Raw genomic sequence first — 21816 nt, 5'->3', positions numbered from 1 at the left:
GCGAGCCAATCCGGCGAGAAGGCTACGCCGTGAGGAAGGGGTAGATGGTACAGGTCAGAGCGCATCAGCCAGTCAACGTCGATGGCAGCATCAACCTCCACGCCTGGCTGGATCATATCCAGAGCGTGGATCCGAATCTCGATCGCGAGGCCTTGCTGGATGCCTGCGGCTTCGCCCGCACGGCGGAAGAGAATTCCGGCCAGGTCGAGCACACCTGGGCGGAGGGTACTTCCAGCTTCCATACCGGGCTGGAGATGGCCGAGATCCTGGCCGACCTCAAGCTGGATCAGGACAGCCTGATCGCGGCCATCGTCTATCGGGCGGTGCGCGAGGGCAAGGCGACCCTAGAATCGGCGACCGAGCATTTCGGCCCGGTGGTGGCCAAGCTCATCGAAGGCGTGCTGCGCATGGCGGCGATCAGCGAGAGTCTCAATCCGCGCAAGTCCATGGTGCTGGGCAGCCAGACCCAGGTCGACAACCTCCGGCGCATGCTGGTGGCCATGGTCGACGACGTCCGCGTGGCCCTGATCAAGCTGGCCGAGCGCACCTGTGCCATCCGCGCGGTCAAGAACGCCACCGAAGAGCGCCGCAACCGGGTGGCCCGCGAGGTGGCCGACATCTATGCGCCCCTGGCTCATCGCCTGGGCATCGGCCATATCAAGTGGGAGCTGGAGGACCTGTCCTTCCGCTATCTGGAGCCGCAGCAGTACAAGCAGATCGCGACCCTGCTGCATGAGCGGCGGCTGGATCGCGAGCAGTACATCGCCGACGTCATGCAGCAGCTGCGGGACGAACTCACCGCCACTGGCATCAAGTCCGACCTCAGCGGTCGGGCCAAGCACATCTATTCCATCTGGCGGAAGATGCAGCGCAAGGGTCTGGAGTTCAGCCAGATCTACGACGTGCGGGCGGTGCGGGTACTGGTGCCCGAGATGCGTGACTGCTATACCGCGCTGGGCATCGTGCATACCCTCTGGCGGCATATTCCCCGCGAATTCGACGACTATATCGCCAATCCCAAGGAGAACGGCTACCGTTCCCTGCATACCGCGGTGATCGGCCCGGAAGGCAAGGTGCTGGAGGTGCAGATTCGTACCCACGCCATGCACGAAGAAGCGGAGCTGGGGGTCTGCGCGCACTGGCGCTACAAGGGGACCGACGTCAAATCGGCCTCCAACCACTACGAAGAAAAGATCTCCTGGCTGCGTCAGGTACTGGAATGGCACGAGGAGCTGGGCGACATCGGCGGCCTGGCCGATCAGCTGCGGGTCGACATCGAGCCGGACCGGGTCTATGTCTTCACCCCCGACGGCCACGCCATCGACCTGCCAAAGGGCGCGACGCCGCTGGACTTCGCCTATCGGGTGCACACCGAGATCGGCCACAACTGCCGCGGCGCCAAGATCAACGGCCGCATCGTGCCGCTGAACTACCAGCTGCAGACCGGTGAGCAGGTGGAGATCATCACCGGCAAGCAGGGTTCGCCCAGCCGCGACTGGCTCAACCCCAACCTCGGCTACGTCAACACCTCGCGGGCCCGGGCCAAGATCGTCCACTGGTTCAAATTCCAGGCGCGCGACCAGAACGTCGCCGCCGGCAAGGCCATGGTCGAGCGCGAGCTGTCACGTCTGGCGTTGCCGCCGGTGGACTTCAACACCCTGGCTGAGAAGGTCAACTACAAGGGCGCCGAGGACATGCTCGCGGCCCTGGGCGCCGGCGATCTGCGCCTGGCCCATGTGATGCACGCCGCTCAGCAACTGGTGGAGCCGGACAAGGGCCTCGATACCCTCGATCTCCTCCCGCGCAAGCCCACCAACAAGCCGGGCAAGCGCGGCGATGTACAGATCCAGGGGGTGGGCAATCTGCTGACCCAGATCGCCGGGTGCTGCCAGCCGGTACCGGGTGATGCCATCGTCGGCTACATCACCCTCGGCCGCGGTGTGACCATCCACCGGCAGGATTGCGCCAATGCCCTGCAGCTGGCCAGTCGCGAGCCGGAGCGGACCATCCAGGTGAGCTGGGGCCCGGTGCCGGTGCAGACCTATCCGGTCGATATCGTGATCAAGGCCTTCGACCGCTCCGGTCTGCTGCGCGACGTCTCGCAGATCCTGCTCAACGAGCGGATCAACGTGCTGGCGGTGAACACCCGCTCCAATCGCGAGGAAAACACCGCCAACATGCTGCTGACCATCGAGATCCCCGGCCTGGACGCCCTCGGCCGCCTGCTCGGGCGCATTTCCCAGCTGCCCAATATCATCGAAGCCCGGCGTAATCGCACCGCCTGAGCGGTGTGACGACGGCCCCACGAGGCGCCTCTGGCGCCTCGTGCTTTTTCCAGCGACAGGATTCACTCATGTACCAGCTCGACGACCTGCTGCACCTCATGGCCCGGTTGCGCGATCCCCGGCACGGCTGCCCCTGGGATTTGCGCCAGGACTACGCCAGCATTGTGCCCCACACCCTGGAAGAGGCCTACGAGGTCGCCGACGCCATCGCCAAGCAGGATTTTCCCCAGCTGCGCGACGAGTTGGGCGATCTGCTGTTGCAGGTCGTCTACTACAGCCAGTTGGGGCGTGAGGATGGCCATTTCGACTTTGCCCAGGTGGTGGACGGCATCACCCGCAAGCTGGTGCGGCGTCATCCCCATGTCTTTCCCGATGGCGACCTGCATGGCCCCCTGGACTTGCCACGGCTGGACGAGGCGACCATCAAGCGGCGCTGGGAAGAGATCAAGGCCGAGGAGCGTGCGGAGAAGGCCGCGGTGCCCGAGCAGCTGTCGCTGCTGGACGACGTACCGGCCGCGCTGCCGGCCCTGAGTCGGGCGGCCAAGCTGCAGAAGCGCGCCGCCAATGTCGGCTTCGACTGGGCCGATGCCACGCCGGTGGTGGCCAAGATCCAGGAGGAACTGGATGAGGTGCGCGAGGCCATGGCCAACGGCCAGGCCGCCCAGGTGGCGGAAGAGGTGGGCGATCTGCTGTTCGTCATGGTCAACCTGGCGCGCCACCTGCAGGTCGATGCCGAAGACGCCCTGCGCCAGGCTAACGCCAAGTTCGAGCGACGCTTCCGCTATATAGAAGAGGCGCTGAAAGCCCAGGGACGCACGCCGCAGGAAGCCAGCCTGGAGGAGATGGACGCGTTCTGGGACGCCGCCAAGGTGGAAGAGAAGGGCGTCGTCGGGCATTCGTTGCAGGGTCGCTGAAACCGGGCGTAGGTTGGTGCTCAGCATAGCGAAGCCCAACGCTGCCGAGATCTGGACGGGTTTCGACGTGTCGTCCAAGCCCGGCTGTTGGGCTTCGCTGCGCTCAACCGCAACCTACGGCATCCGCTCCCAGCCGTAGGACAGGTCCGGCTGGTCGGCCAGGTGGGCCGGGCACTTGCCCTTGAGGTGCCAGGCGAAGGCGATGATCTCGGCCAGGGTGCGGTAGAGCGCCTCGGGGATTTCCGCGCCCAGCTCCAGGCGCGCCAGGATCCGCACCAGGTCGGCGTTCTCGTAGATGGGCACCTCGTGCTCGCGGGCCGTGGCCAGGATGAGTTCGGCCAGTTCGGCGTCGCCCTTGGCGGACAGGATGGGTGCACTGCTGCCGTCATAGGACAACGCGATGGCCTGGCGGGGGGCGGACGTGCTCATGCGGTATCGTCGATCCAACGTTGTTCGAGAGAGGTGCGCGGATGGCGCGCAGGGCGGCCCTGGCGACTGCTGAGGTCGCCGACCACGAAGCCGGCGGCCAGCAGCCGGTCGCGCAGATGGGGCAGTTCGGTATCGATCAGCGTCGCGGTGGCGCCTTTTTCCGCCCAGAACTCGCTCGACAGCCGACCGCTGGCCAGCTGTGCCCGTACCTGCAGCGGGCCGAGCGGTGCCAGGTCGAAGGCCAGTTCCACCTTCCACAGGCTGTCGCGGGCTTCGCCGCGGGTATCCGGCGGCGGTCGTTCCTCCTGGAAGCGCACCTGCACCGCACCGAGGCGCTCGCCATCGCGCCAGGGAATCTCGGTCTGCCAGGTGGAGAGGTAGTAGCCGTCCGGCAGGACCTGGGTCTGGGCCAGGCTGGCGAGCTGGTGGGTCTGCAGGCGGGCGATGACGCCGGTGGCCAGTTGCAGCAATTCGTCGAGTTCGGCGTTGGCGGCGCTGAGGCCGCGACCGTCGCGTTCGCCCAGGGGAAAGTCCAGGGCGGTGGGTTGGCGACTGGCGGTGGCGGCGCCGCCCAGGGCCCGGCGCAGGGCATCGGGCAGATTCTGCTGGGCGGCCTGGGCCGCGACCTGGGGATTGCGCAGGGCATCGCCCGGTACGCTGGCCAGCAGTCGATCCACCAGGCGTAGCAGGTTGGCCTTGAAGTCTTCCTGGAGATCGGGACCGCCGCGCTCCAGCAGTTGCTGCTCCAGTTGCAGGCCGCTACGGGCCAGGGCGCGGGTCCAGCCCTGGGCCGTGGTGAGCGCCTCGGTGTGCTCCAGATTGGCCAGCAGCGCCTTGAGCGCGGCGCCCACCGACGGTGGCAGCTCCGCCTCGGGGACGTCCTCCAGCCATTGCAGCAGGGCGTTCATCGACAGCTGCCGCTGTCCCTGGCCCTGCAGTTGCCGATCGATGTCGAGCTGGTCGAGGCGCTGCGCCATGGGCAGCACCGTGACCTCCTGGCGGTCCTTGATCACCACGGTCAGCAGGCTGCCCACCGGCACCGGACGAGCTGACTCCAGCTTGAGCTGGCGGCCTTCGAGGTTGGAGCTCAGGGCCTTGGCGATCACCTCGTAGGTGGGTGCTGCGCCGGGCTGCTGTTGCAGCAGGCTGCTCAGCACCCGTAACTGCAGGGTGGTCCCCACCGGCAGCTGGCGCAGGTCCAGTTGCTGCAGCGGTGGTGGCGGGGCGTCGCCTTCCAGGCTCTGCAGCAGCACCGCCAGCTGGGTGGAACCCAGGGTGCTCACCAGCAGCTGGCTGCCCACCGGCAGGTTATTGGTCGGACTCTGGGTGGTGAGCAGGACGCTGCCGCCCTGGGCCAGCTGCAGCTGCAGCAGGAACTGGAAATTCTGGCCGGCTGGCCGGGTGGCGAGCACCTCGGCGGTGGCCGTGCTGCCGGGCGGTATCAGGTCATCGAGGGATTGCAGGGCCTGCAGGATCTGCGCGCCGGCATCCGACGCCTGCGCCGCCGCGGCCCGGACGGGCAGGGCGGGCGTGACGCCGACGCTGGGTGGAATCGCGGAGATGGGGGTCATCGGGCAGGTCCGGTGGAATCGCCTGTGTATAATGGCGCGCCTTCAAGGGCGTGTGCCGGGTTAACGGCCAGCGCCCGACCGACTTTAGTGCCGTGAGATCGCCTGTCTTGAATCAGCCCCTGCTCGACGCCGTCGCGCTCCGTTGCGAACGGGGCGGTCGCCTGCTGTTCGACGACCTGAGCCTGAGCCTGGCGGCAGGCGAGTCGCTGCAGATCGGTGGCGTCAACGGCAGCGGCAAGACCAGCCTGCTGCGCATCCTGGCGGGACTGTTGCCGGCGGATGCGGGCGAGGTGCGCCGACCCGCGGCGGCGGAACTGCTCTGGCTGGGTCATGCGCCTGGGATCGCCGAGGGGCTGACCGTGCTGGAAAATCTCTACAGCCTGGCCAACCTCTGGCGCCCGACCACGCCGGCTGCCTGCCTGGCTGCCCTCGCGGCGCTGGGTCTGGCCGACTGGACGGACGAGCCCTGCAGGCAGCTCTCGGCCGGTCAGCGCCGCCGCGTCGCCCTGGCCCGTCTCCACCTGCCCGCGCCGCCGCGACTCTGGTTGCTGGACGAACCCTTCACCGCCCTCGACGCCGCCAGCTGCACCCAGCTGGAAGAGCGCTTGCGCGCGCATTGCGCCGCGGGTGGCGCCCTGGTGCTGACCAGTCATCGCGAGCTGGAGGTCCTGCCCGAGGGGCATCGCCTGCTCTGGCTGGACGGTGGCCGATGAGCGGCGCCTGGCTGGCCATCCTCGGGCGCGAAGGGCGCCTGGCCTGTCGCCGTCCGGCGCTGTGGCTCACGCCCCTGGCCTTCCATGCCCTGGTGGTGACCCTGTTTCCCCTGGCGCTGGGTCCCGATAGCCAGCAGCTGGCCGCCCTGGCGCCGGGACTGCTGTGGATCGCCTTGCTGCTGGCCTTGCTGCTGGGCCAGGAGGCCCTGTTTCGCAGCGACTGGCAGGACGGCTCCCTGGAACTCTGGCTGCTGGCGCCCCAGCCCTTGCCGCTGCTGGTACTGCTCAAGCTGCTGGTGCACTGGTGCTTCGCCGGCCTTGGCCTGGTGGCCCTGACGCCGCTGCTGGCGCTGATGCTGGGGCTGCCCGCCGCGGCCCTGCCGGCGACCCTGGCGGCCCTGACCCTGGGCAGTCTGGCCCTCACGCTGATCGGCGCCATCGGCGCGGCCCTGACCGTGGGCCTGGCTCGTGGCGGGCTGCTGCTGGCGCTGCTCAACCTGCCGCTGCAGATCCCGGTGCTGATCCTGGGCGCCAGCACCCTGGACGCGGCGCGCCTGGGTCTGCCGGTGACCGGCTTGCTGCTCTGGCTGGGCTGCCTGACCCTGCTGGCCCTGACCCTGGCGCCCCTGGCGGTCGCCGCCGGCTTGCGCATCGGCGCGGCCCAATGACGAGGACGACATGAACTGGACCTGGCTGCACCGCCTGGGCTCTCCCGCCATCTTCTATCGCCTGGCCGGTCGGCTGCAGCGGCCCTGCCTGGCGCTGGCCGGACTGCTGCTGGCCGTCGGTCTGGTGTGGGGGCTGTTCCTGGCGCCGCCGGACTACCAGCAGGGCGACAGCTTTCGCATCCTCTATGTGCATGTGCCGGCCGCCTTTCTCGCGCAGTCCTGCTATCTGCTGCTGGCGGTCGCCGGAGCCGTCGGCCTGGTCTGGCGCCTCAAGCTGGCCGACGTGGCTCTGCGCGCGGCCGCGCCGATCGGCGCCTGGATGACGGTGATCGCCCTGGCTACCGGGTCGCTGTGGGGCATTCCCACCTGGGGCACCTGGTGGATCTGGGACGCCCGGCTCACCTCGATGCTGGTGCTGCTGTTTCTCTATCTGGGCGTGATCGCCCTGGGGCAGGCCATCGACCATCGCGAGAGCGCCGCCCGGGCCTGCGCCATCCTGGCGCTGGTGGGCTCGGTCAATCTGCCGATCATTAAGTATTCGGTGGAGTGGTGGAGCACCCTGCATCAGCCGGCCACCTTCAGCCTGGTGGAGCGTCCACCGATGCCCGCGGCCATGTGGCTGCCGCTGCTGGTGATGGTGCTGGCGTTCTATCTGTTCTTTGCCGGCGTGTTGCTGCAGCGCATGCGCCTGGAGGTGCTCAGGCGCGAATGGCGCAGTCGCTGGGTGCGCCTGGAGTTGGGCGAGGAGGGCGCGTGAGCGGCGTGGACTGGGCGCAAACCCTTGGCATGGGGCGTCATGGCCTCTATGTCTGGCCGGCCTTCGGCCTGACCTTGGTCATCCTCGGCGGCCTGCTGCTGCACGGCTGGCGGGCGCGTCGCCGGCTGCAGCGGGAACTGCGCCAGCGCTGGTTACGGGAGCGGCGGCCATGAATCCGCTTCGTCGTCGCCGGCTGCTGTGGATCCTGCTGCTGTTGCTGGGGGTGGGGGGCGCGGTGGCGCTGGCCCTCAGCGCCCTGCAGCAGAACATCAACCTCTTCTATACCCCGAGCCAGATCGCCCAGGGTGAGGCACCGCGGGACACCCGCATCCGTGCCGGCGGCATGGTGGAGCAGGGCAGCCTGGTGCGCGCCGCGGATTCCCTCGCGGTGAGCTTCGTCATCACCGACTTCCAGCGCGAGGTGTGGGTGAGCTATGCCGGCATCCTGCCGGATCTGTTCCGCGAAGGTCAGGGCGTGGTGGCCCTGGGCCGACTCGACGACCAAGGCCGCCTGGTGGCCGACCAGATCCTCGCCAAGCACGACGAGAAATACATGCCGCCCGAAGTGAGCCAGGCACTGCGCCAGGCCGGGCGGCCACTGGACGACGCGAGGCCGGCGCCATGATCCCGGAACTGGGGCAACTCTGTCTGCTGCTGGCGCTGGCCATGGCCCTGGTGCAGGGCACCTTGCCGCTGCTGGGCGCCTGGCGCGGTCAGGTCGACTGGATGCGGCTGGCGCGCCCGGCCGCCTTTGGCCAGTGGCTGTTCCTGGCGCTGGCCTTTGCGGCCCTGATCTGGGCCTTTCTCCAGGACGACTTCTCGGTGGCCTATGTGGCGGCCAACTCCAACAGTCGCCTGCCCTGGTACTACAAGGTCAGCGCCACCTGGGGCGCCCACGAGGGCTCACTGCTGCTCTGGGCGCTGATCCTGGCGGGCTGGAGCCTGGCGGTGGCCGTCTGCTCGCGCCAGTTGCCCCAGGCCCTGCTGGCGCGGATGCTGGGTATCCTCGGGCTGGTGGCCACGGGGTTCCTGGCCTTTCTGGTCGCCACCTCCAATCCCTTCGCGCGCCTGCTGCCGCAATTTCCGCGGGAGGGCAACGATCTCAATCCGCTATTGCAGGACCCGGGTCTCATCCTGCATCCGCCCCTGCTCTACATGGGTTATGTGGGCTTTTCGGTGGCCTTCGCCTTCGCCGTGGCAGCGCTGCTGGAAGGTCGGCTGGACGCTGCCTGGGCGCGCTGGGCCAGGCCCTGGACGCTGCTGGCCTGGGCCTTTCTCGGCTGCGGCATCGTGTTGGGCTCCTGGTGGGCCTATTACGAACTGGGCTGGGGGGGCTGGTGGTTCTGGGATCCGGTGGAAAACGCCTCCTTCATGCCCTGGCTGGTAGGGACGGCGCTCCTGCATTCCCTGGCGGTGACCGAGAAGCGCGGCCTGTTCAAGGGCTGGACGGTGCTCCTGGCCATCGCTGCCTTTTCCCTCAGCCTGCTGGGGACCTTTCTGGTGCGCTCGGGGGTGCTGACCTCGGTGCACGCCTTCGCCAGCGATCCCACTCGCGGCGTCTTCATCCTGGCCTTCCTGCTGCTGGTGGTCGGCGGTTCGCTGGCGCTGTTCGCCTGGCGCGCACCGGCGCTCGGCGGCTCGGCGTCCTTTGGCCTGGCCTCCCGGGAGGCCTTGCTGTTGATCAACAACCTGATCCTGGTAACCGCCGCTGCCATGGTGCTGCTCGGCACCCTCTATCCGCTGATCATCGACAGCCTGACGGGTGCCAAGCTGTCGGTGGGGCCGCCCTATTTCGACCTGCTGTTCGTGCCGCTGATGGCGCTGCTGATGCTGGCGCTGGGCGTCGGGGTGCTGGTGCGCTGGAAAAGCAGCCCGGGGCGCTGGCTGGCCCGCTTGCTGGCGCCCATCCTGCTGGCTTGCGCCGTGCTCGCCGGACTCGCCGGTTGGTGGCTGGACCAGCCCAGGGCGGGGATCCTGGCGGTGCTGGCGCTGGCGGCCTGGATCCTGCTGACCGCGCTGCGCGATGTGCTGGGCAAGGTGCTGGCGCTGGGCTGGCGCCGTGGCCTGCGCAGCCAGCCGCGCAGCTACTGGGGCATGCACCTGGCGCACCTGGGCCTGGCGGTGCTGGCCCTGGGCGTGGTGCTGGCCAGCCAGCTGGATGTGCAACGCGATCTGCGCCTGGCGCCGGGCGAGCATGTCGAGCTGCAGGGCTATCGCTTCGGCTTCGCCGGGACCCAGCATTACCAAGGGCCGAACTTCACCGCCGAGCGTGCGCTGCTGCAGGTCGAGCGTGAGGGGCGGGTGATCGCCCTGCTGACCCCGGAGAAGCGCCGCTATCTGGCCAGTGGCGCGGTCATGACCGAAGCGGCCATCGATGCCGGCCTGACCCGCGATCTCTATGTGGCCCTCGGCGAGCCGCTGGGGGAGGGCGTCTGGGCCGTGCGCCTGCAAATCAAGCCCTTCGTCCGGCTGATCTGGCTCGGCGGCCTGCTCACCGCCTTGGGTGGCCTGCTGGCCCTGGCCGATCCGCGCTATCGCCGCCGGCGCTCGTCTTCCCCTGTCGCTGCCACGGAGTCCGCCTGATGCGCCGTCGCCTGTTGCTCTGCCTGCCACTGCTGGCCTTTCTGGTGCTGGCCGGCTTGCTCTTTCGCGGGCTCCATCGCGATCCCCAGGCGCTGCCTTCGGCGCTGGTCGGCCAGCCCTTTCCGGCGTTTTCCTTGCCGGGCGTGCAGGATGAGCGACTGTTCACCCGGCAGGATCTGCTCGGCCGCCCGGCGCTGGTCAATGTCTGGGGCACCTGGTGCGTGGCCTGCCGGGAAGAGCACCCGGTGCTCACTCGACTCAAGGCCGAGGGCGTGGTGATCCACGGCATCAACTACAAGGACGACAATGCCAGCGCTCGGCGCTGGCTGGCGGAATTCCACGATCCCTACCAGCTCGATATCCGCGACGACGAAGGCCGGCTGGGCCTGGACTTGGGCGTCTATGGCGCGCCCGAGACCTTTCTCATCGATGCCCGCGGCGTGGTGCGCTATCGCCATGTCGGGGTGGTCGATCAGCGCGTCTGGGACGCAGACCTCGGGCCGCGCTACCGAGCCCTGGTGGCGACGCCATGAGGGTCGGCTGGCTGCTCCTGTTGCTGGTCTGGTCGACCCTGAGCCAGGCGGCCATCGACCCCTATGGCTTTCGCGACGACGCCGAACGCGCGCGCTTCCAGGCGCTGACCCGCGAACTGCGCTGTCCCAAGTGCCAGAACCAGGACCTGGCCGATTCCAATGCGCCCATCGCCGGCGATCTGCGTCGCGAGATCCAGCGCCTGATGGCGGCCGGGCGGAGCGATGAGGAGATCATCGCCCACCTGGAGCAGCGCTACGGCGAATTCATCCGCTACCGGCCGCCCTTCGAGGGCCGCACCCTGCTGCTCTGGCTGCTGCCGGGCTTGGCACTGCTGGCTGGGGCCGGGCTGTTGTTGGTCCTGACGCGGCGCCGCCGCCCGGAGCAGACGCTGAGTGACGCCGAACGCCAGCGACTGGCGCAGCTGCAGGCGGAGGAGGAGCCGTGATACTGACCTTCTGGGGGCTGGCGGGATTGCTGCTGATCCTGGCGGTGCTGATCCTGCTGGTGCCGCTGCTGCGCGGTGGACGTGTCATGGCGGATCAGCGGGCGGTGCTCAATCGTACCCTCTATCAGGAACGCCTGGCCGATGCCCGGGCGCGGGCCGCACGGGGGGAGCTGGACATCCAGGCCCTGGCGCTGGCCGAAGCCGAGGCGGGCCGCAGCCTGCTCGCCGACAGTCCTGCCGAGGGTTCTTCGCCGCTGCGCCAGGGCCGGCGCCTGGGTGTCGCGGTCGCCCTGGGCGGCCCGGTCCTGGCCCTGGGGCTCTATCTGCTGCTTGGCGCCTGGCCGGCGCTGCAGCTGAGCCAGCGCCTCGCTACGCCGCCAGCGTCGCCCCAGGCGCTGCTGGCCGATCTGGAAGCGGCGACGCGACTGCAACCCCAGGCGGCCGACAACTGGTATCTGCTGGCGCGTGCCTATGCCGGCCTGGGCCGCTACCAGGCGGCGGTAGCGGCCTTCGAACAGGTCATCTCGCGTGATGGCCGGCGGGCGGAGGTCCTCGGCCAACTGGCCCAGGCCCGTTTCTTCGCCGCGGGCCGCACGCTGGATGCCCGCACCCAGGCGCTGGCCGACGATGCCCTGGCCGCCAATCCCGGTGAGCCCACCACCCTGGGACTGCTGGGCATGGCCGCCTACGAGCGGGGCGCCTACGCCGATGCGGCAGGCTACTGGCAGCGCCTGGTCGCCGTACTGCCGCCGGCCGATCCCCTGCGCGGCACCCTGGCCGAAGGGGTCGCCCGGGCGGAGCGCGCGGCGCGGGCCGCCGGTCAGGTGCTGACCACGCCGGGGCTGGAGGTGGAGGTCAGTCTGTCGCCCGCGGTGGCGCAGCGGGTGCGGCCCGAGGACAGTGTCTTCGTGCTGGCGCTGGCGGTGGATCAGCCCGGTCCGCCGCTGGCGGTACGGCGGCTGCGGGTCGCCGATCTGCCCCGCCGGGTGCGCTTGGATGACGGCGATGCCATGCTGCCCCAGCGCAAGCTGTCCGACTATCGCCAGGTGCGACCGGTGGTGGTCATCGCCCGCAGCGGTGATCCGCTCAATGGGGACTGGCGTCTGGAGGGGCGTCCGCTGGAACGCTCTTCTAGTACGTTCAGCCTATTGCGCGTGGAAGCCGACGATGCCATTACGCCATGATCGCGCAGGATGTCGACAATCAGAGCAAGGACGCCATGTATACCTACGAAGACGCCGTCGCCGCGACCACCGAACTCTGTAGCCAGATCGAGAATCTGCCCGCCAGGCGGCGGGCGGTCCGTGAAGATTTCTACAGGAGCTTCGGCGACGCCGATAACGATGGTCTGAGTTATGGCGACTCGGAACTGGCCTTTCTCGACTGGGAAATCCAGGCTGGCGTCCTGGATCCGGTGACGGGCAGCGCCTGGTGGCGCAACGTCAATCTGCACTTCATCTACCTGTCCGAGTTGGCGGGCTGCCTGGCGACTTATCAGCTGCCAGGCGCCCTATCCGACGCGCTGCTGGTTGACCTTTATCGCCGATCCCACGCCGCGCCATTGGTACCGGGCGCACAATGCCTCCATCCTGGCCGGTTTCGCCCTGCATCAGGAGGACGCCCGCGCGGAAAACGCGGTGGGTCAGCTGTTTCTCAACATCACCCTGTATCGGCTGATGTTCGCCCAGGCGCTGGTGGAGGAGGCGACGCTGTTTGCCGAGCTGGGCGCGCTGCTGGCCGATCCGCGTGGCTTCTCGGTAAAGTTGCTGGTCAGCCTGGCCGACTTCTATCCGCCGCACTATCCCCTCACCGAGGCCGATCGCGAGGTGATCGAAGGGCATGGCCTGGGCATCGAGGAGCTGGGCGTGCGTCTCATGGACGGCTGGATCCGCCTGGAATTGCGCAAGCTGTACCGGGAGGCCGCCGAGTGGAATCAGGCCCCCGAGCTGTTGAATTACCTGGATGGCGACCAACCCGCCTATCCGCCCGCCCTGGACCGCTGCGCTGTCTACGCGACGGCCCAGGCGGTGGCGTCACTGGAAGGCGTCCTCGCCGGGCAGGATCTCGCGGTGGCCGAGGACGGCACGAGCGGTCTGCAGGCCGGATAGGGTCGCCGATTCCACGCAGCCCATGTTGAAGCCGTTGCGGATCCAGTCACCGGTCAGATAGAGGTTGCGGCAGACGCTGCCGTCGGTCGCCAGGCGATAGCGACTGCTGCCGGCCACGCTCTGCACATAGCGTTCGCTGGGGTCGACGTTGGCGCGCCAGTATTGATAGTCGAAGCGCGCCACGCCGCTGACCGTGGCGGGAGCCAGCAGGTATTCCCAGCGATAACCCTGGTCGGTCCCGGCGTCCGGCCAGTAGTCGCGCAGGTTGCCGTTCATGAAGTCGATGAAGGCCTGGTGCACCCGGGCTGCCTGGCGCGCGGGATAGTCGTTCTGCGTGCCGATGGGGGGCGCGGCGTCGGCAGCGAAGACGCCGCAGAAGTAGCTGATGTCCTGGGGCGGGGTGCCGCTAGACCAGTCTTCGCGCGCCACCAGATAGCTGACGTCGGCCCAGGAATCCATCGCCTGGGCGGCGAAGCCGAGCAGTTCCGGTGCCTGGCCGCCTTGGGGCGAGCCGGTCCAGCCCAGTTGCCAGACGTCGCGATCCTGCCAGAGCTGCACCGCCTGGGTAGCCACGGTAGCGACGGCCCGGGTCATCTGGGCGAAGGCCGGATCCAGGGCGCAGAGGCTGGGGGAGAGATCGGCCAGACCGGCGACGGAAATACCCAGGATCACCTCGTCGAAGTCGCGGTCGACCTGCAGTTCCAGTTGTTCAACGCCCGACCAGCCGCTCCAGTTGGACTCCAGATTGATGTGCTGCTCCTGCAACCGCTGGGCGACGTCGTCGGAGATCTGCGCGCACAGCGGCGCCGAAGGCCAGCAGGGCAGGCCCTTGACGTCCACCAGGGGCTGGTAGGGCTCCTGCTTGAGCGATACCTGGCGCTGGATCTGCAGGCGGGTCACCCGCGGTCCCTGGCCCTCGTCGGCGGCCTCGATACCGGTCACCTGATGGAAGAACTTGAAGTTCACGCCTCGCTTGGCCAGCACCTCGTAGTAGGGCGCGAAGACCACGTCGCCCATGCCTGCCTGCATGCGCCAGATGAAGGAGCCCTTCGACGTGGTCAGGGCCAGCAGCGCCGCTCGCAGCACGGTGCCGGCCTCGACATCGGGTTGGGCGAGATCGCCGTCGCGATAGGCGAAGATGCCGCCATGCAGCGACTTGAGCACGGCGCCGTCCAGGGTCGCGGCGCTGGCGCCATGGCGGCTCAGCCAGGCCTGGAAGGTTTCCGCGTTGAGCATCTCGAAGCCCTTGGAATAGACCTCGTCGGCGAGCATGCCGATAAGTACCGTCAGGCCGAAATCCATCAGCAGCCACAACCGGTGAGCGCCGACCTGGGTCTGGCTGCGTTCGTGCAGGATCTCGCCTAGGAGGCTGCGTGCCTTGCGCAGGAGCCACAACAGCAACGGATGATCGACGCCGTCGGGCAATTCCGTGCGCGCGCGCTGCAGGTGCCGCTCGGCTTCGTCCAGGGCCAGCTCCTGCAATTCCTCGCGGCAGTGCGCACGCAGGCGGGCGAACAGGCCGGTCGGCGCGGCGGTTGGCGGGGTATCGTCCACCTCGCCCAGGCGTAGCAGCCACTCCAGCAGATCGCCGAGGGCGCCCATGAACGGCTTGGGGTTCCAGCCCTCGCCGGGCTTGCCGGGCAGGGCCAGGGTGTCGATGGGCCAGGTGGTCCATTGATCCTGGAAGTTGTCGGCGAAGGCGGTATGGGAATGCGGGAAGAAGGCCTGGTCGAGGGTCGCCAGGGGCGCGCCGGCGGGTCGGTCCAGCTCCTCGTAACACTGCCTCAGGCTATGGAAGGCGTTGTAGTAGAAGCCGAACCAGACATGGATGCCGTGTTCCTCGATGCGCTGGTGGTCTTCGGCGTTGCGCCCGCTGGCGCCCTTGCCGCCGAGTCGCCAGCCCTGCTGGTAGAGAGTGAGCTGATAGCGTTCCTGCCAGTTGGGCTCGCTCGTAATACGAAAGGCGGCGGTGACGGCGGACACGCCGCCACCCAGAATGGCGATCTTGCGGACAGAAGGGATAGCTTCCATGCCTATTGCTCCGAAGTGTGCAAATTGTTGCACCAGTGGACGAATGCCAAGTGATGGCTAAGGTAATATCACTTTATCGAAAAGTTCCCTTGGGACTTTAGCAAGGCAACGGAAATAGTTGAGGTGCTGACCCGGTGTGCCCGGTTGGCCGAGGATCGAGGCGAGCGCGGTGTTGAGGATTCCAGGCTATAGCTGCAAGACGCAGGTGAGCGAAAGTCGCCATGCCCTGATCTACCGCGGCACGCGCCTGGCCGATGGTCAGCCGGTGATCCTCAAGCAGCTGGCCGCCGACTATCCGACGCCCCAGGCCCAGGCCGGGTTGCGCCATGAGTTCGACCTGACCCGGCGCGCCAGCGCCAGCGGCGCGGTGAGCGCGGCCCTGGAACTGCTGGAATTCCAGGGCCGCCAGGTACTGGTACTCGAAGACATCGGTGGTACCGACCTGGCCGAGCTGCTCGCCGCCGGGCCGCTGGCGCTGGACGACTTCTTCGACTGGGCGCTGGCCATCGTCCGCGCCCTGGCCCGGCTGCACCGGCTGCGCATCGCCCACAACGACCTCAATCCGCGCAACATCGTCTGCAACTGCACCACGGGCAGTCTGCGCCTGACCGATCTGGGCATCGCCACCGTCTTTGGTGCCGTCAAGGGCGGCGACGCCCGCCTGGAGGGCTCGCTGACCTATCTGGCGCCGGAGCAGAGCGGCCGGACCGGACGTCACCAGGACTATCGCAGCGACTTCTATGCCCTGGGCGTGACCTTCTACGAGATGCTCGCGGGCGAGCCGCCGTTTCGCGCCCAGGACCCCCTGGAACTGGTGCACGCGCACCTGGCGATGCGCGCGCCCTCGCTGGTCGAGCGGGTGCCGACGGTACCGCCCATGCTGGCGGCGCTGGTGGACAAGCTCATGGCCAAGGCCGCCGAAGAGCGCTATCAGGGCTGCTTCGGCATCCTGCGCGATCTGCAGCGCTGCCAGGCGGCCCATCAGGCGGGTGAACGCAGCCCCTTCGCCCTGGGCGAGCAGGATCCGCCCGCGCGACTGGTACCGGTACGCACCCTACAGGGCCGCGGAGCCCCCCTGCGGCTGCTGGAAGAGGCGCTGGCGCGGGCGACCCTGGGCCGGATCGAAGCCGTCTTCGTCAGCGGCCCTTCCGGGGTGGGCAAGTCGGCGCTGGTGCAGGCCTTCGTCCGCCGCCAGGGCGAGCGGGTGCTGCTCGCCCATGGCAAGTTCGAGACCCTTGGCAGCGGCGTGCCCTATGGCGCCCTGCGCCAGGCGCTGCGCGAACTGGTGGAAATCGGCCAGACCCTGGGGGAGCCCTTCGCCGCTCGCCTGGTCGAGGCCCTGGGCGGCAACGCCGGGGTGCTGACCGAAGTGTCCCCGGAGCTGGCCGCCTGGCTCGGTCCCCAGCCGCCAGTGGCCGAATTACCGCCGCAGCAGGCCGAGCAGCGCTTCGACGAAGCCGTGATCGCGCTGCTGCTGGCCTTTGCCGCGGATACCCGTCCGCTGCTGCTGTGGCTGGACGATCTGCAATGGGCCGACAGTGCTTCGCTGCGACTGATCGAGCGCCTGCTGGCCCGTGCCGACCAGGGTCCGTTGCTGCTGGTGGCGACCCTGCGGGAAGAGCAACTGTCCGGCAGCGGCCTGGAGCGGCTGCTGGGCGCGGCCCTGATCCGCACCCTGTCGCTGGGTCCCCTGTCGCGGGTGGAGATCGAGCGGCTGATCGCCGAACTGCTGCCGGCGCCGGCCGCGGACCAGGCGGCCCTGGCCGGGCTCTGCCTGGACAAGACCCTCGGCAATCCCTTCTTCATCGAACAGCTGCTGCGCAGTCTGCAACAGGAAGGCCTGCTGGAATTCGATGGCGAGACCGGCCAGTGGCATTGGGAACTGGCCCGGCTCCAGGCACTGGACGTCTACGACAACGTCGTCGATTTCATGGTCGGCAAGCTCAAGGACCTGCCGACCGCCACCTCGCAGTTGCTGCAATGGGCAGCCTGCCTGGGCACTCATTTCTCCAGCGACCGCCTCGCCGCGCTGATGGCGGAATCCCCTGCGGATATCCGCCGACTTTGCCAGGCGCTGGTGCAGGAGGGGCTGCTCACCGAACCCGAAGGCGGCCAGGTGGGCGAGCACACGCCCACGCACTACAGCTTCCTGCACGATCAGGTGCGTCATGCCGCCCACTCGTTGCTGGCGCCTGCCGAGCGCGAGCGGGTCCACCTGCGCGCCGGTCAGCTGTACCTCGCCGAAGGCAGCACCGCGCGGCTGGACGCGGTCAGTCACCTCAACCTAGCCCTGGCGCTGATCGAGACGCCCGCCGAGCGGCTGCAGCTGCTGGAGCTCAATCTGGACGCCGCGCGCAAGGCGCGCCAGGCCAACGCCTATCCGGCCGCCCAGGCCTTTCTGCGCACGGCGGTCGCGCTGATCGACGCCGGCGCCTGGGAGACCCGCCATGTGCTGCTGTTCCAGCTGCATCGGGAATGGGCCGAGGTCGCGCACCTCTGTGGCGATGCCAACGAAGCCTTGCGCATCTGCGAACTGCTGCTGCCACGCGCCCGCACCACCCTCGAAGAAGCCGGGGTCCGCGCCCTGCAGATCGACCTCTACAGCGGCCTCGGGCGCTTCACCGAAGCCCTGACCGTGGCCAAGGCCGGCATTCAGGTGCTGGGCGAGCCCTGGCCAGAGGCACCGGACGACATCAATCAGGCCATCGGCAGCGACAGTGCCGAGGTCGAGGCCTGGCTCGCCGAGCGCCATCCCGCGGCGCTACTCGATCTGCCGCGCATGGAAGACCCGCGTGCCCAGTTGCTGATCCGCCTGTTGGGCCTGCTCTGGGGCCCGGCGATCAACGTCGACCTGCCCATGAGCCTGCTGGCGGTCATGCGTATCGTCAAGCTGTCGATCCAGTACGGCAATGGCGATCTCTCGCCCTTCGGCTACGCCAACTACGGCTCGTTGCTGTCAGCCTTCCATGGCCGCTACGAACTGGGTTACCAGGTCGGGCGGCTGGCCGTCGACCTGGTGGATCGCACCGGCAATCTGCCGCTCAAGTGCAAGGTCTACACCATGTTCGCGGTGACCAACAGTCCCTGGTCGACCCCCATCGCGGACAATGTCGCCCTGCTGCGCGAGGCCCTGGCGGCCGGTCAGCGTACCGGCGACGTCATCTTCACCGCCTACAGCGCCTTCCACATTCTCAAGCACCTGCAGCACGCCGGCGCGCCGCTCGACGACATCCTGGGGGAAACCGCGGAGGTCGAGCGGATCCTGTTGGGGGTCGGCGATCCCAATACCCTGGAGATCTTCACCATCCTGCGCCAGTCGCTGCGCCTGCTGCAGGGCCTCACCCCGGGTCAGGCGACCTGGGACGAGGAGGGCCAGGACGAAGCGGCGTTGGTGCGGCAGATGCAGGACAGCGGTCATGTCCTCTGTCTGAACTACTACGACTTCAACAAGATGCAGGCGGCGCTGCTGTTTCGCCGACTGCCCCAGGCACGGCAGCACGCCGAGGCCATGGAGGCTTCGCTGGCGGCGAGCTTTGGCTGGTTCAGCATCGCCGAGCACGCCTTCTACCAGGCGTTGATCCTGCTCGCCGAGGGCGAACTGGCGGGCGAGGCGCTGGCCAAGATCGAGGCCGCCCAGGAGCGGTTGAGCGGCTGGGCGGCGCACTGCCCGGAAAATTTCGCCCACAAGCGCGATCTGGTGGCGGCCGAGCGGGCGCGCCGCGAGGGCCGCGTCGAGGCCGCCATGGACCTCTACGAGCAGGCCCTGGAATCCGCGCGGCTGCATGGCTTCCGCCAGGGCGCGGCGCTGGTCGAGGAACTCTATGGGCGGTTCTGGCTGGAACAACAGCGTCCGCGGATCGCCCGGACCTACCTGCAGGATGCCCAGCGCAGCTATCTGCACTGGGGCGCCGTGGCCAAGGTCCAGGCGCTGGAAAACGAATTCCCGCACTGGCTGCGCGCCGCCGAGACCAATGCCCTGACCGTGCAGCGCACTCAGGGCCAATCCACCAGCGAGATGATGCGGCTGGACTGGCTGTCGGTGCTCAAGTCGCTGCAGACCATCTCCAACGAACTGGCGCTGGACCAGCTGCTGGCGCGGATGATGCGCATCATCCTGGAGGAGGGCGGAGCCCAGCACGGTTTGCTGCTGTTGCCCGAAGGCGGTCGCTGGCTGGTGCAGGCCTCGGTCTGCAGCGGCGCGACCGAGCCTCAGGTATTGCAGAGCCTGCCGCTGTCCCTGAACGAACAGGAGTCCGGCGAAAGCCTGGTGCCCCTGACCCTGGTGTCCCAGGTGATCCGGCAGCGCGAACCGGTGATTCTCGATGACGCCGCCCGCGCCGGCCGCTTCGTCCGCGACGCCTATATCCGCGCGCGCCGGCCGCGTTCGGTCTGCTGCCTGCCGATCCTGCGCCAGGGTCGCCTGATCGGCATCCTCTATCTGGAAAACAACCTGCTGGCCCAGGCCTTTACCCCGGGACGCCTGCAGGTGCTGGGGATCCTGGCCACCCAGGCGGCGATCTCCCTGGAGCACGCGCAGATCTACGAGACCCTGGAGCAGCGCGTCGGCGAACGCACCCGCGAGCTGGACCAGGCGCGCATTCGCGCCGAGGAGGCGGCGGCGGCCAAGTCGCTGTTCCTGGCGACCATGAGCCACGAGATCCGCACCCCGCTCAACGCGGTGATCGGCCTCAGTCGCCTGACCCTGGGCACGCGGCTGTCCAGCGAACAGCGTGGTCACGTCGGCAAGATCCTCGACTCCGGCGAGACCCTGCTGGGCGTGATCAATGACGTCCTCGACTATTCGCGCAACGAGGCCGGCGGTACCCAACTCGAACAGCTGGGCTTCAACCTGGCCAAGGTGCTCGAACGGACCCTCAACCTCTGTGCCCTCAAGGCCCACGAGAAGGGCGTCGAGCTGGTGCTGGATTGCGGTCCGGACATTCCCCTGGCGCTGGAAGGCGATCCGCTGCGCCTGCAGCAGGTGTTGGTCAATCTGCTGAGCAATGCGGTCAAGTTCACCGAGCGGGGCCATGTGCTGATTCGCGTCGGCGCCATCTGCGAAGCCGGTCGCGCCCATTTCAGCCTGGCGGTGGAAGACACCGGCATCGGTCTGACCGAAGCCCAGCAGGCGCAACTCTTCCAACCCTTCACCCAGGCGGATGGCTCCATCAGCCGCCGCTACGGCGGTACCGGACTGGGCCTGGCGATCTCCCGCCAGCTCACCGAGCTCATGGGTGGCACCCTGGAGGTCCACAGCGAAGCCGGGCGGGGCTCCTGTTTCACCCTGCGTCTGACCCTGCCGGTGGTGGGCGAGCCCGAGCGGCCGCTCAGCCAGACCTCCCGGCAGGTCCTGCTGGTGGACGACCACGGCCTGGCCCGGCGGACCCTGGGGCAGCGCCTGCGCGAACTGGGCATGCAGGTGGTGGAAGCGGAATCCACCCAGCAGGCCCTGGCGGCCATGGCCACGTCGGTCTTCGAGCTGGCCATCGTCGACTGGCGCCTGGGCACCGAAGACGGTTTGGCCTTGGCGCGTCAGCTGCGTGCCCGGCAGCCGGAGCTGGCGTTGACCCTGCTGGCCTCGCCCTATGAGGCGGAAGAGGTGCGTAGCCTGGGCGAAGACCTGGGCGGCCTGGAACTCCTCGACAAACCCGTCACCGGTCCCGCGGTGCAGCGGTTGCTGGCCGGTCTGGGACTGGCGCCGGTCGCCACCCCGACGGTGGGCCAGAGCGTGGTGGATCTGCAGGGCATTCGCCTGCTGCTGGTGGACGACAACGCCATCAATCGCCAGGTGGTCATCGGCTTCCTGCAGGGCAGCGGCATCCTCATCGAGGTGGCCGAAGATGGCCAGGCCGCGCTGGACCAGCTGGAACGGCAGCGCTATGACCTGGTGCTGATGGACGTCCATATGCCGCGCCTGGACGGCCTATCGGCCACCCGCGAATTGCGCACCCGCCCGGCGCTGGCCGGGCTGCCGGTCATCGCCATGACCGCCAACGGCCTGCCGGGCGATCGGGAGCGCTGCCTGGAGGCCGGCATGAACGATCACCTGGTGAAGCCGCTCGATCCCGCCGAGCTGTTTCGCATCATCGCCGCCTGGGCCAACCTCGAACAGCTGCAGCGCGCCGAGCGCAAGGCGGTGGAGGAGGTGGTCGAGATCAAGGAGGCCGGCGTGCTGGCGCGTGCCCGTGCCAGTGCGGCGCTCGAACCCGAGTCGGCGTTGCGCCTGCTGCGTGGCAGCGCCGAACTCTATGAGCAGTTGATGCGGGATTTCCGCGTGCAACAGGCCGAACTGCCGGGGCGGATCGCTGCCTGGCGGGCAGCGGACGATGTCACCGCGTTGTTCGAGTGCGCCCATGGCCTGCAGGCCACCGCCGCCTATGTCGGTGCCATCGCCCTGCAGGAAGCAGCGCAACGCCTGACCAACCGGATCCGCCTGGCCCAGCCCATCGGCGAGGACGTGCGCCGCCTGCACGCCGAAGCCGAGCGCTGCCTGGCGTCCCTCGACGAGATCCTGGTCGAGGTCGCGGGTGACGAGGAAGCCACCGTCGAGGAACTGGAGGCCCTGCTCGAACGCCTGGTCGGACTGCTGCAGACGTCGGACTTCGCCGCCGAGGAACTGCTCGACCTCTTGCTGCGCGCCTGCGTGAGCACCCCCCACAGCGCCGATCTGGTGCGCATCCGTGAGTGGGTCAATGACGTCGAGTTCGAGCATGCCGCCGATGCCACCGCGGATCTGCTGCGGCGGGTGCGGCAGGCCGGACAACGGTCGGGATAACTG

16 protein-coding genes are annotated in these 21816 nt (G+C 68.4%); 13 read left to right on the top strand and 3 right to left on the bottom strand.

From position 1 onward, the window contains the following. Positions 1-44: 44 nt before the first annotated feature. Both relA and mazG read left to right on the top strand, forming a co-directional pair. On the top strand, positions 45-2285 hold the full coding sequence (gene relA / locus BMZ43_RS08785; RefSeq protein WP_093252518.1) for a GTP diphosphokinase: 2241 nt from the start codon (positions 45-47) through the stop codon (positions 2283-2285). Positions 2286-2353: 68 nt separating this feature from the next. Next, positions 2354-3199 (top strand): nucleoside triphosphate pyrophosphohydrolase, encoded by an 846-nt coding sequence (gene mazG / locus BMZ43_RS08780; protein WP_093252515.1) that lies wholly within the window; start codon positions 2354-2356, stop codon positions 3197-3199. Between the two features lie 114 nt (positions 3200-3313). Here mazG and BMZ43_RS08775 read toward each other — a convergent pair whose 3' ends face one another. Then, positions 3314-3628, bottom strand: a complete 315-nt coding sequence (locus BMZ43_RS08775; RefSeq protein WP_017642228.1) for an EscU/YscU/HrcU family type III secretion system export apparatus switch protein — start codon at positions 3626-3628, stop codon at positions 3314-3316. Then, positions 3625-5199, bottom strand: a complete 1575-nt coding sequence (locus tag BMZ43_RS08770) for a flagellar hook-length control protein FliK (RefSeq protein WP_093252513.1) — start codon at positions 5197-5199, stop codon at positions 3625-3627. The genes BMZ43_RS08775 and BMZ43_RS08770 overlap by 4 nt, the downstream gene beginning before the upstream one ends. 107 nt (positions 5200-5306) lie before the next feature. Here BMZ43_RS08770 and ccmA point away from each other — a divergent pair, with 107 nt between their 5' ends. From ccmA to BMZ43_RS08720, 10 genes are all read left to right on the top strand, one after another. Next, positions 5307-5912, top strand: a complete 606-nt coding sequence (ccmA, locus tag BMZ43_RS08765; protein ID WP_093252510.1) for a cytochrome c biogenesis heme-transporting ATPase CcmA — start codon at positions 5307-5309, stop codon at positions 5910-5912. Continuing rightward, positions 5909-6580 carry a heme exporter protein CcmB gene (gene ccmB / locus BMZ43_RS08760; protein WP_017642231.1) on the top strand — a complete coding sequence of 224 codons (672 nt, stop codon included), beginning with the start codon at positions 5909-5911 and terminating at the stop codon, positions 6578-6580. The genes ccmA and ccmB overlap by 4 nt, the downstream gene beginning before the upstream one ends. 10 nt (positions 6581-6590) lie before the next feature. Next, positions 6591-7337 carry a heme ABC transporter permease gene (locus BMZ43_RS08755; RefSeq protein ID WP_017642232.1) on the top strand — a complete coding sequence of 249 codons (747 nt, stop codon included), beginning with the start codon at positions 6591-6593 and terminating at the stop codon, positions 7335-7337. Next, positions 7334-7510 (top strand): heme exporter protein CcmD, encoded by a 177-nt coding sequence (gene ccmD / locus BMZ43_RS08750; RefSeq protein WP_064308939.1) that lies wholly within the window; start codon positions 7334-7336, stop codon positions 7508-7510. Before BMZ43_RS08755 ends, ccmD begins: the two co-directional genes overlap by 4 nt. After that, positions 7507-7962, top strand: coding sequence for a cytochrome c maturation protein CcmE (gene ccmE / locus BMZ43_RS08745; RefSeq protein ID WP_093252507.1), 456 nt, complete (start codon positions 7507-7509; stop codon positions 7960-7962). The genes ccmD and ccmE overlap by 4 nt, the downstream gene beginning before the upstream one ends. After that, positions 7959-9920 carry a heme lyase CcmF/NrfE family subunit gene (locus tag BMZ43_RS08740; protein ID WP_093252503.1) on the top strand — a complete coding sequence of 654 codons (1962 nt, stop codon included), beginning with the start codon at positions 7959-7961 and terminating at the stop codon, positions 9918-9920. Before ccmE ends, BMZ43_RS08740 begins: the two co-directional genes overlap by 4 nt. Continuing rightward, a complete protein-coding gene (locus BMZ43_RS08735) occupies positions 9920-10453 on the top strand; it encodes a DsbE family thiol:disulfide interchange protein (protein WP_017642236.1) in 534 nt (177 codons plus the stop codon). The genes BMZ43_RS08740 and BMZ43_RS08735 overlap by 1 nt, the downstream gene beginning before the upstream one ends. After that, on the top strand, positions 10450-10899 hold the full coding sequence (locus BMZ43_RS08730; RefSeq protein ID WP_017642237.1) for a cytochrome c-type biogenesis protein: 450 nt from the start codon (positions 10450-10452) through the stop codon (positions 10897-10899). The genes BMZ43_RS08735 and BMZ43_RS08730 overlap by 4 nt, the downstream gene beginning before the upstream one ends. Further along, a complete protein-coding gene (ccmI, locus tag BMZ43_RS08725) occupies positions 10896-12083 on the top strand; it encodes a c-type cytochrome biogenesis protein CcmI (protein ID WP_093252498.1) in 1188 nt (395 codons plus the stop codon). Before BMZ43_RS08730 ends, ccmI begins: the two co-directional genes overlap by 4 nt. Before the next feature lie 345 nt (positions 12084-12428). Continuing rightward, positions 12429-13007, top strand: coding sequence for a hypothetical protein (locus BMZ43_RS08720; protein WP_093252495.1), 579 nt, complete (start codon positions 12429-12431; stop codon positions 13005-13007). On the opposite strand, the gene BMZ43_RS08715 is transcribed toward BMZ43_RS08720, so the two are convergent. Then, positions 12933-15038: an NAD(P)/FAD-dependent oxidoreductase gene (locus BMZ43_RS08715; RefSeq protein WP_093252490.1), complete on the bottom strand. Its 2106-nt coding sequence runs from the start codon at positions 15036-15038 to the stop codon at positions 12933-12935. The genes BMZ43_RS08720 and BMZ43_RS08715 overlap by 75 nt on opposite strands. A gap of 205 nt (positions 15039-15243) precedes the next feature. On the opposite strand from BMZ43_RS08715, the gene BMZ43_RS08710 reads away from it, so the two are divergent. Then, entirely contained in the window at positions 15244-21813 is a 6570-nt protein-coding gene (locus tag BMZ43_RS08710; protein WP_256562898.1) for a response regulator, read from the top strand. Positions 21814-21816 lie beyond the last annotated feature (3 nt).

The sequence above is a fragment of the Pseudomonas sp. Snoq117.2 genome, assembly GCF_900110545.1.
GTDB classification, from domain to species: domain Bacteria; phylum Pseudomonadota; class Gammaproteobacteria; order Pseudomonadales; family Pseudomonadaceae; genus Chryseomonas; species Chryseomonas benzopyrenica.
This window is presented reverse-complemented; position numbering and strand designations above follow the sequence as displayed.

What these genes read in the sequence shown, in the direction of transcription:
- BMZ43_RS08740 (WP_093252503.1), top strand. Translation starts at nt 7,959, where the DNA reads ATGATCCCGGAACTGGGGCAACTCTGTCTGCTGCTGGCGCTGGCCATG.
- ccmE (WP_093252507.1), top strand. Translation starts at nt 7,507, where the DNA reads ATGAATCCGCTTCGTCGTCGCCGGCTGCTGTGGATCCTGCTGCTGTTG.
- BMZ43_RS08775 (WP_017642228.1), bottom strand. Translation starts at nt 3,628, where the DNA reads ATGAGCACGTCCGCCCCCCGCCAGGCCATCGCGTTGTCCTATGACGGC.
- BMZ43_RS08755 (WP_017642232.1), top strand. Translation starts at nt 6,591, where the DNA reads ATGAACTGGACCTGGCTGCACCGCCTGGGCTCTCCCGCCATCTTCTAT.
- ccmB (WP_017642231.1), top strand. Translation starts at nt 5,909, where the DNA reads ATGAGCGGCGCCTGGCTGGCCATCCTCGGGCGCGAAGGGCGCCTGGCC.
- relA (WP_093252518.1), top strand. Translation starts at nt 45, where the DNA reads ATGGTACAGGTCAGAGCGCATCAGCCAGTCAACGTCGATGGCAGCATC.
- mazG (WP_093252515.1), top strand. Translation starts at nt 2,354, where the DNA reads ATGTACCAGCTCGACGACCTGCTGCACCTCATGGCCCGGTTGCGCGAT.
- BMZ43_RS08715 (WP_093252490.1), bottom strand. Translation starts at nt 15,038, where the DNA reads ATGGAAGCTATCCCTTCTGTCCGCAAGATCGCCATTCTGGGTGGCGGC.
- BMZ43_RS08770 (WP_093252513.1), bottom strand. Translation starts at nt 5,199, where the DNA reads ATGACCCCCATCTCCGCGATTCCACCCAGCGTCGGCGTCACGCCCGCC.
- BMZ43_RS08730 (WP_017642237.1), top strand. Translation starts at nt 10,450, where the DNA reads ATGAGGGTCGGCTGGCTGCTCCTGTTGCTGGTCTGGTCGACCCTGAGC.
- BMZ43_RS08735 (WP_017642236.1), top strand. Translation starts at nt 9,920, where the DNA reads ATGCGCCGTCGCCTGTTGCTCTGCCTGCCACTGCTGGCCTTTCTGGTG.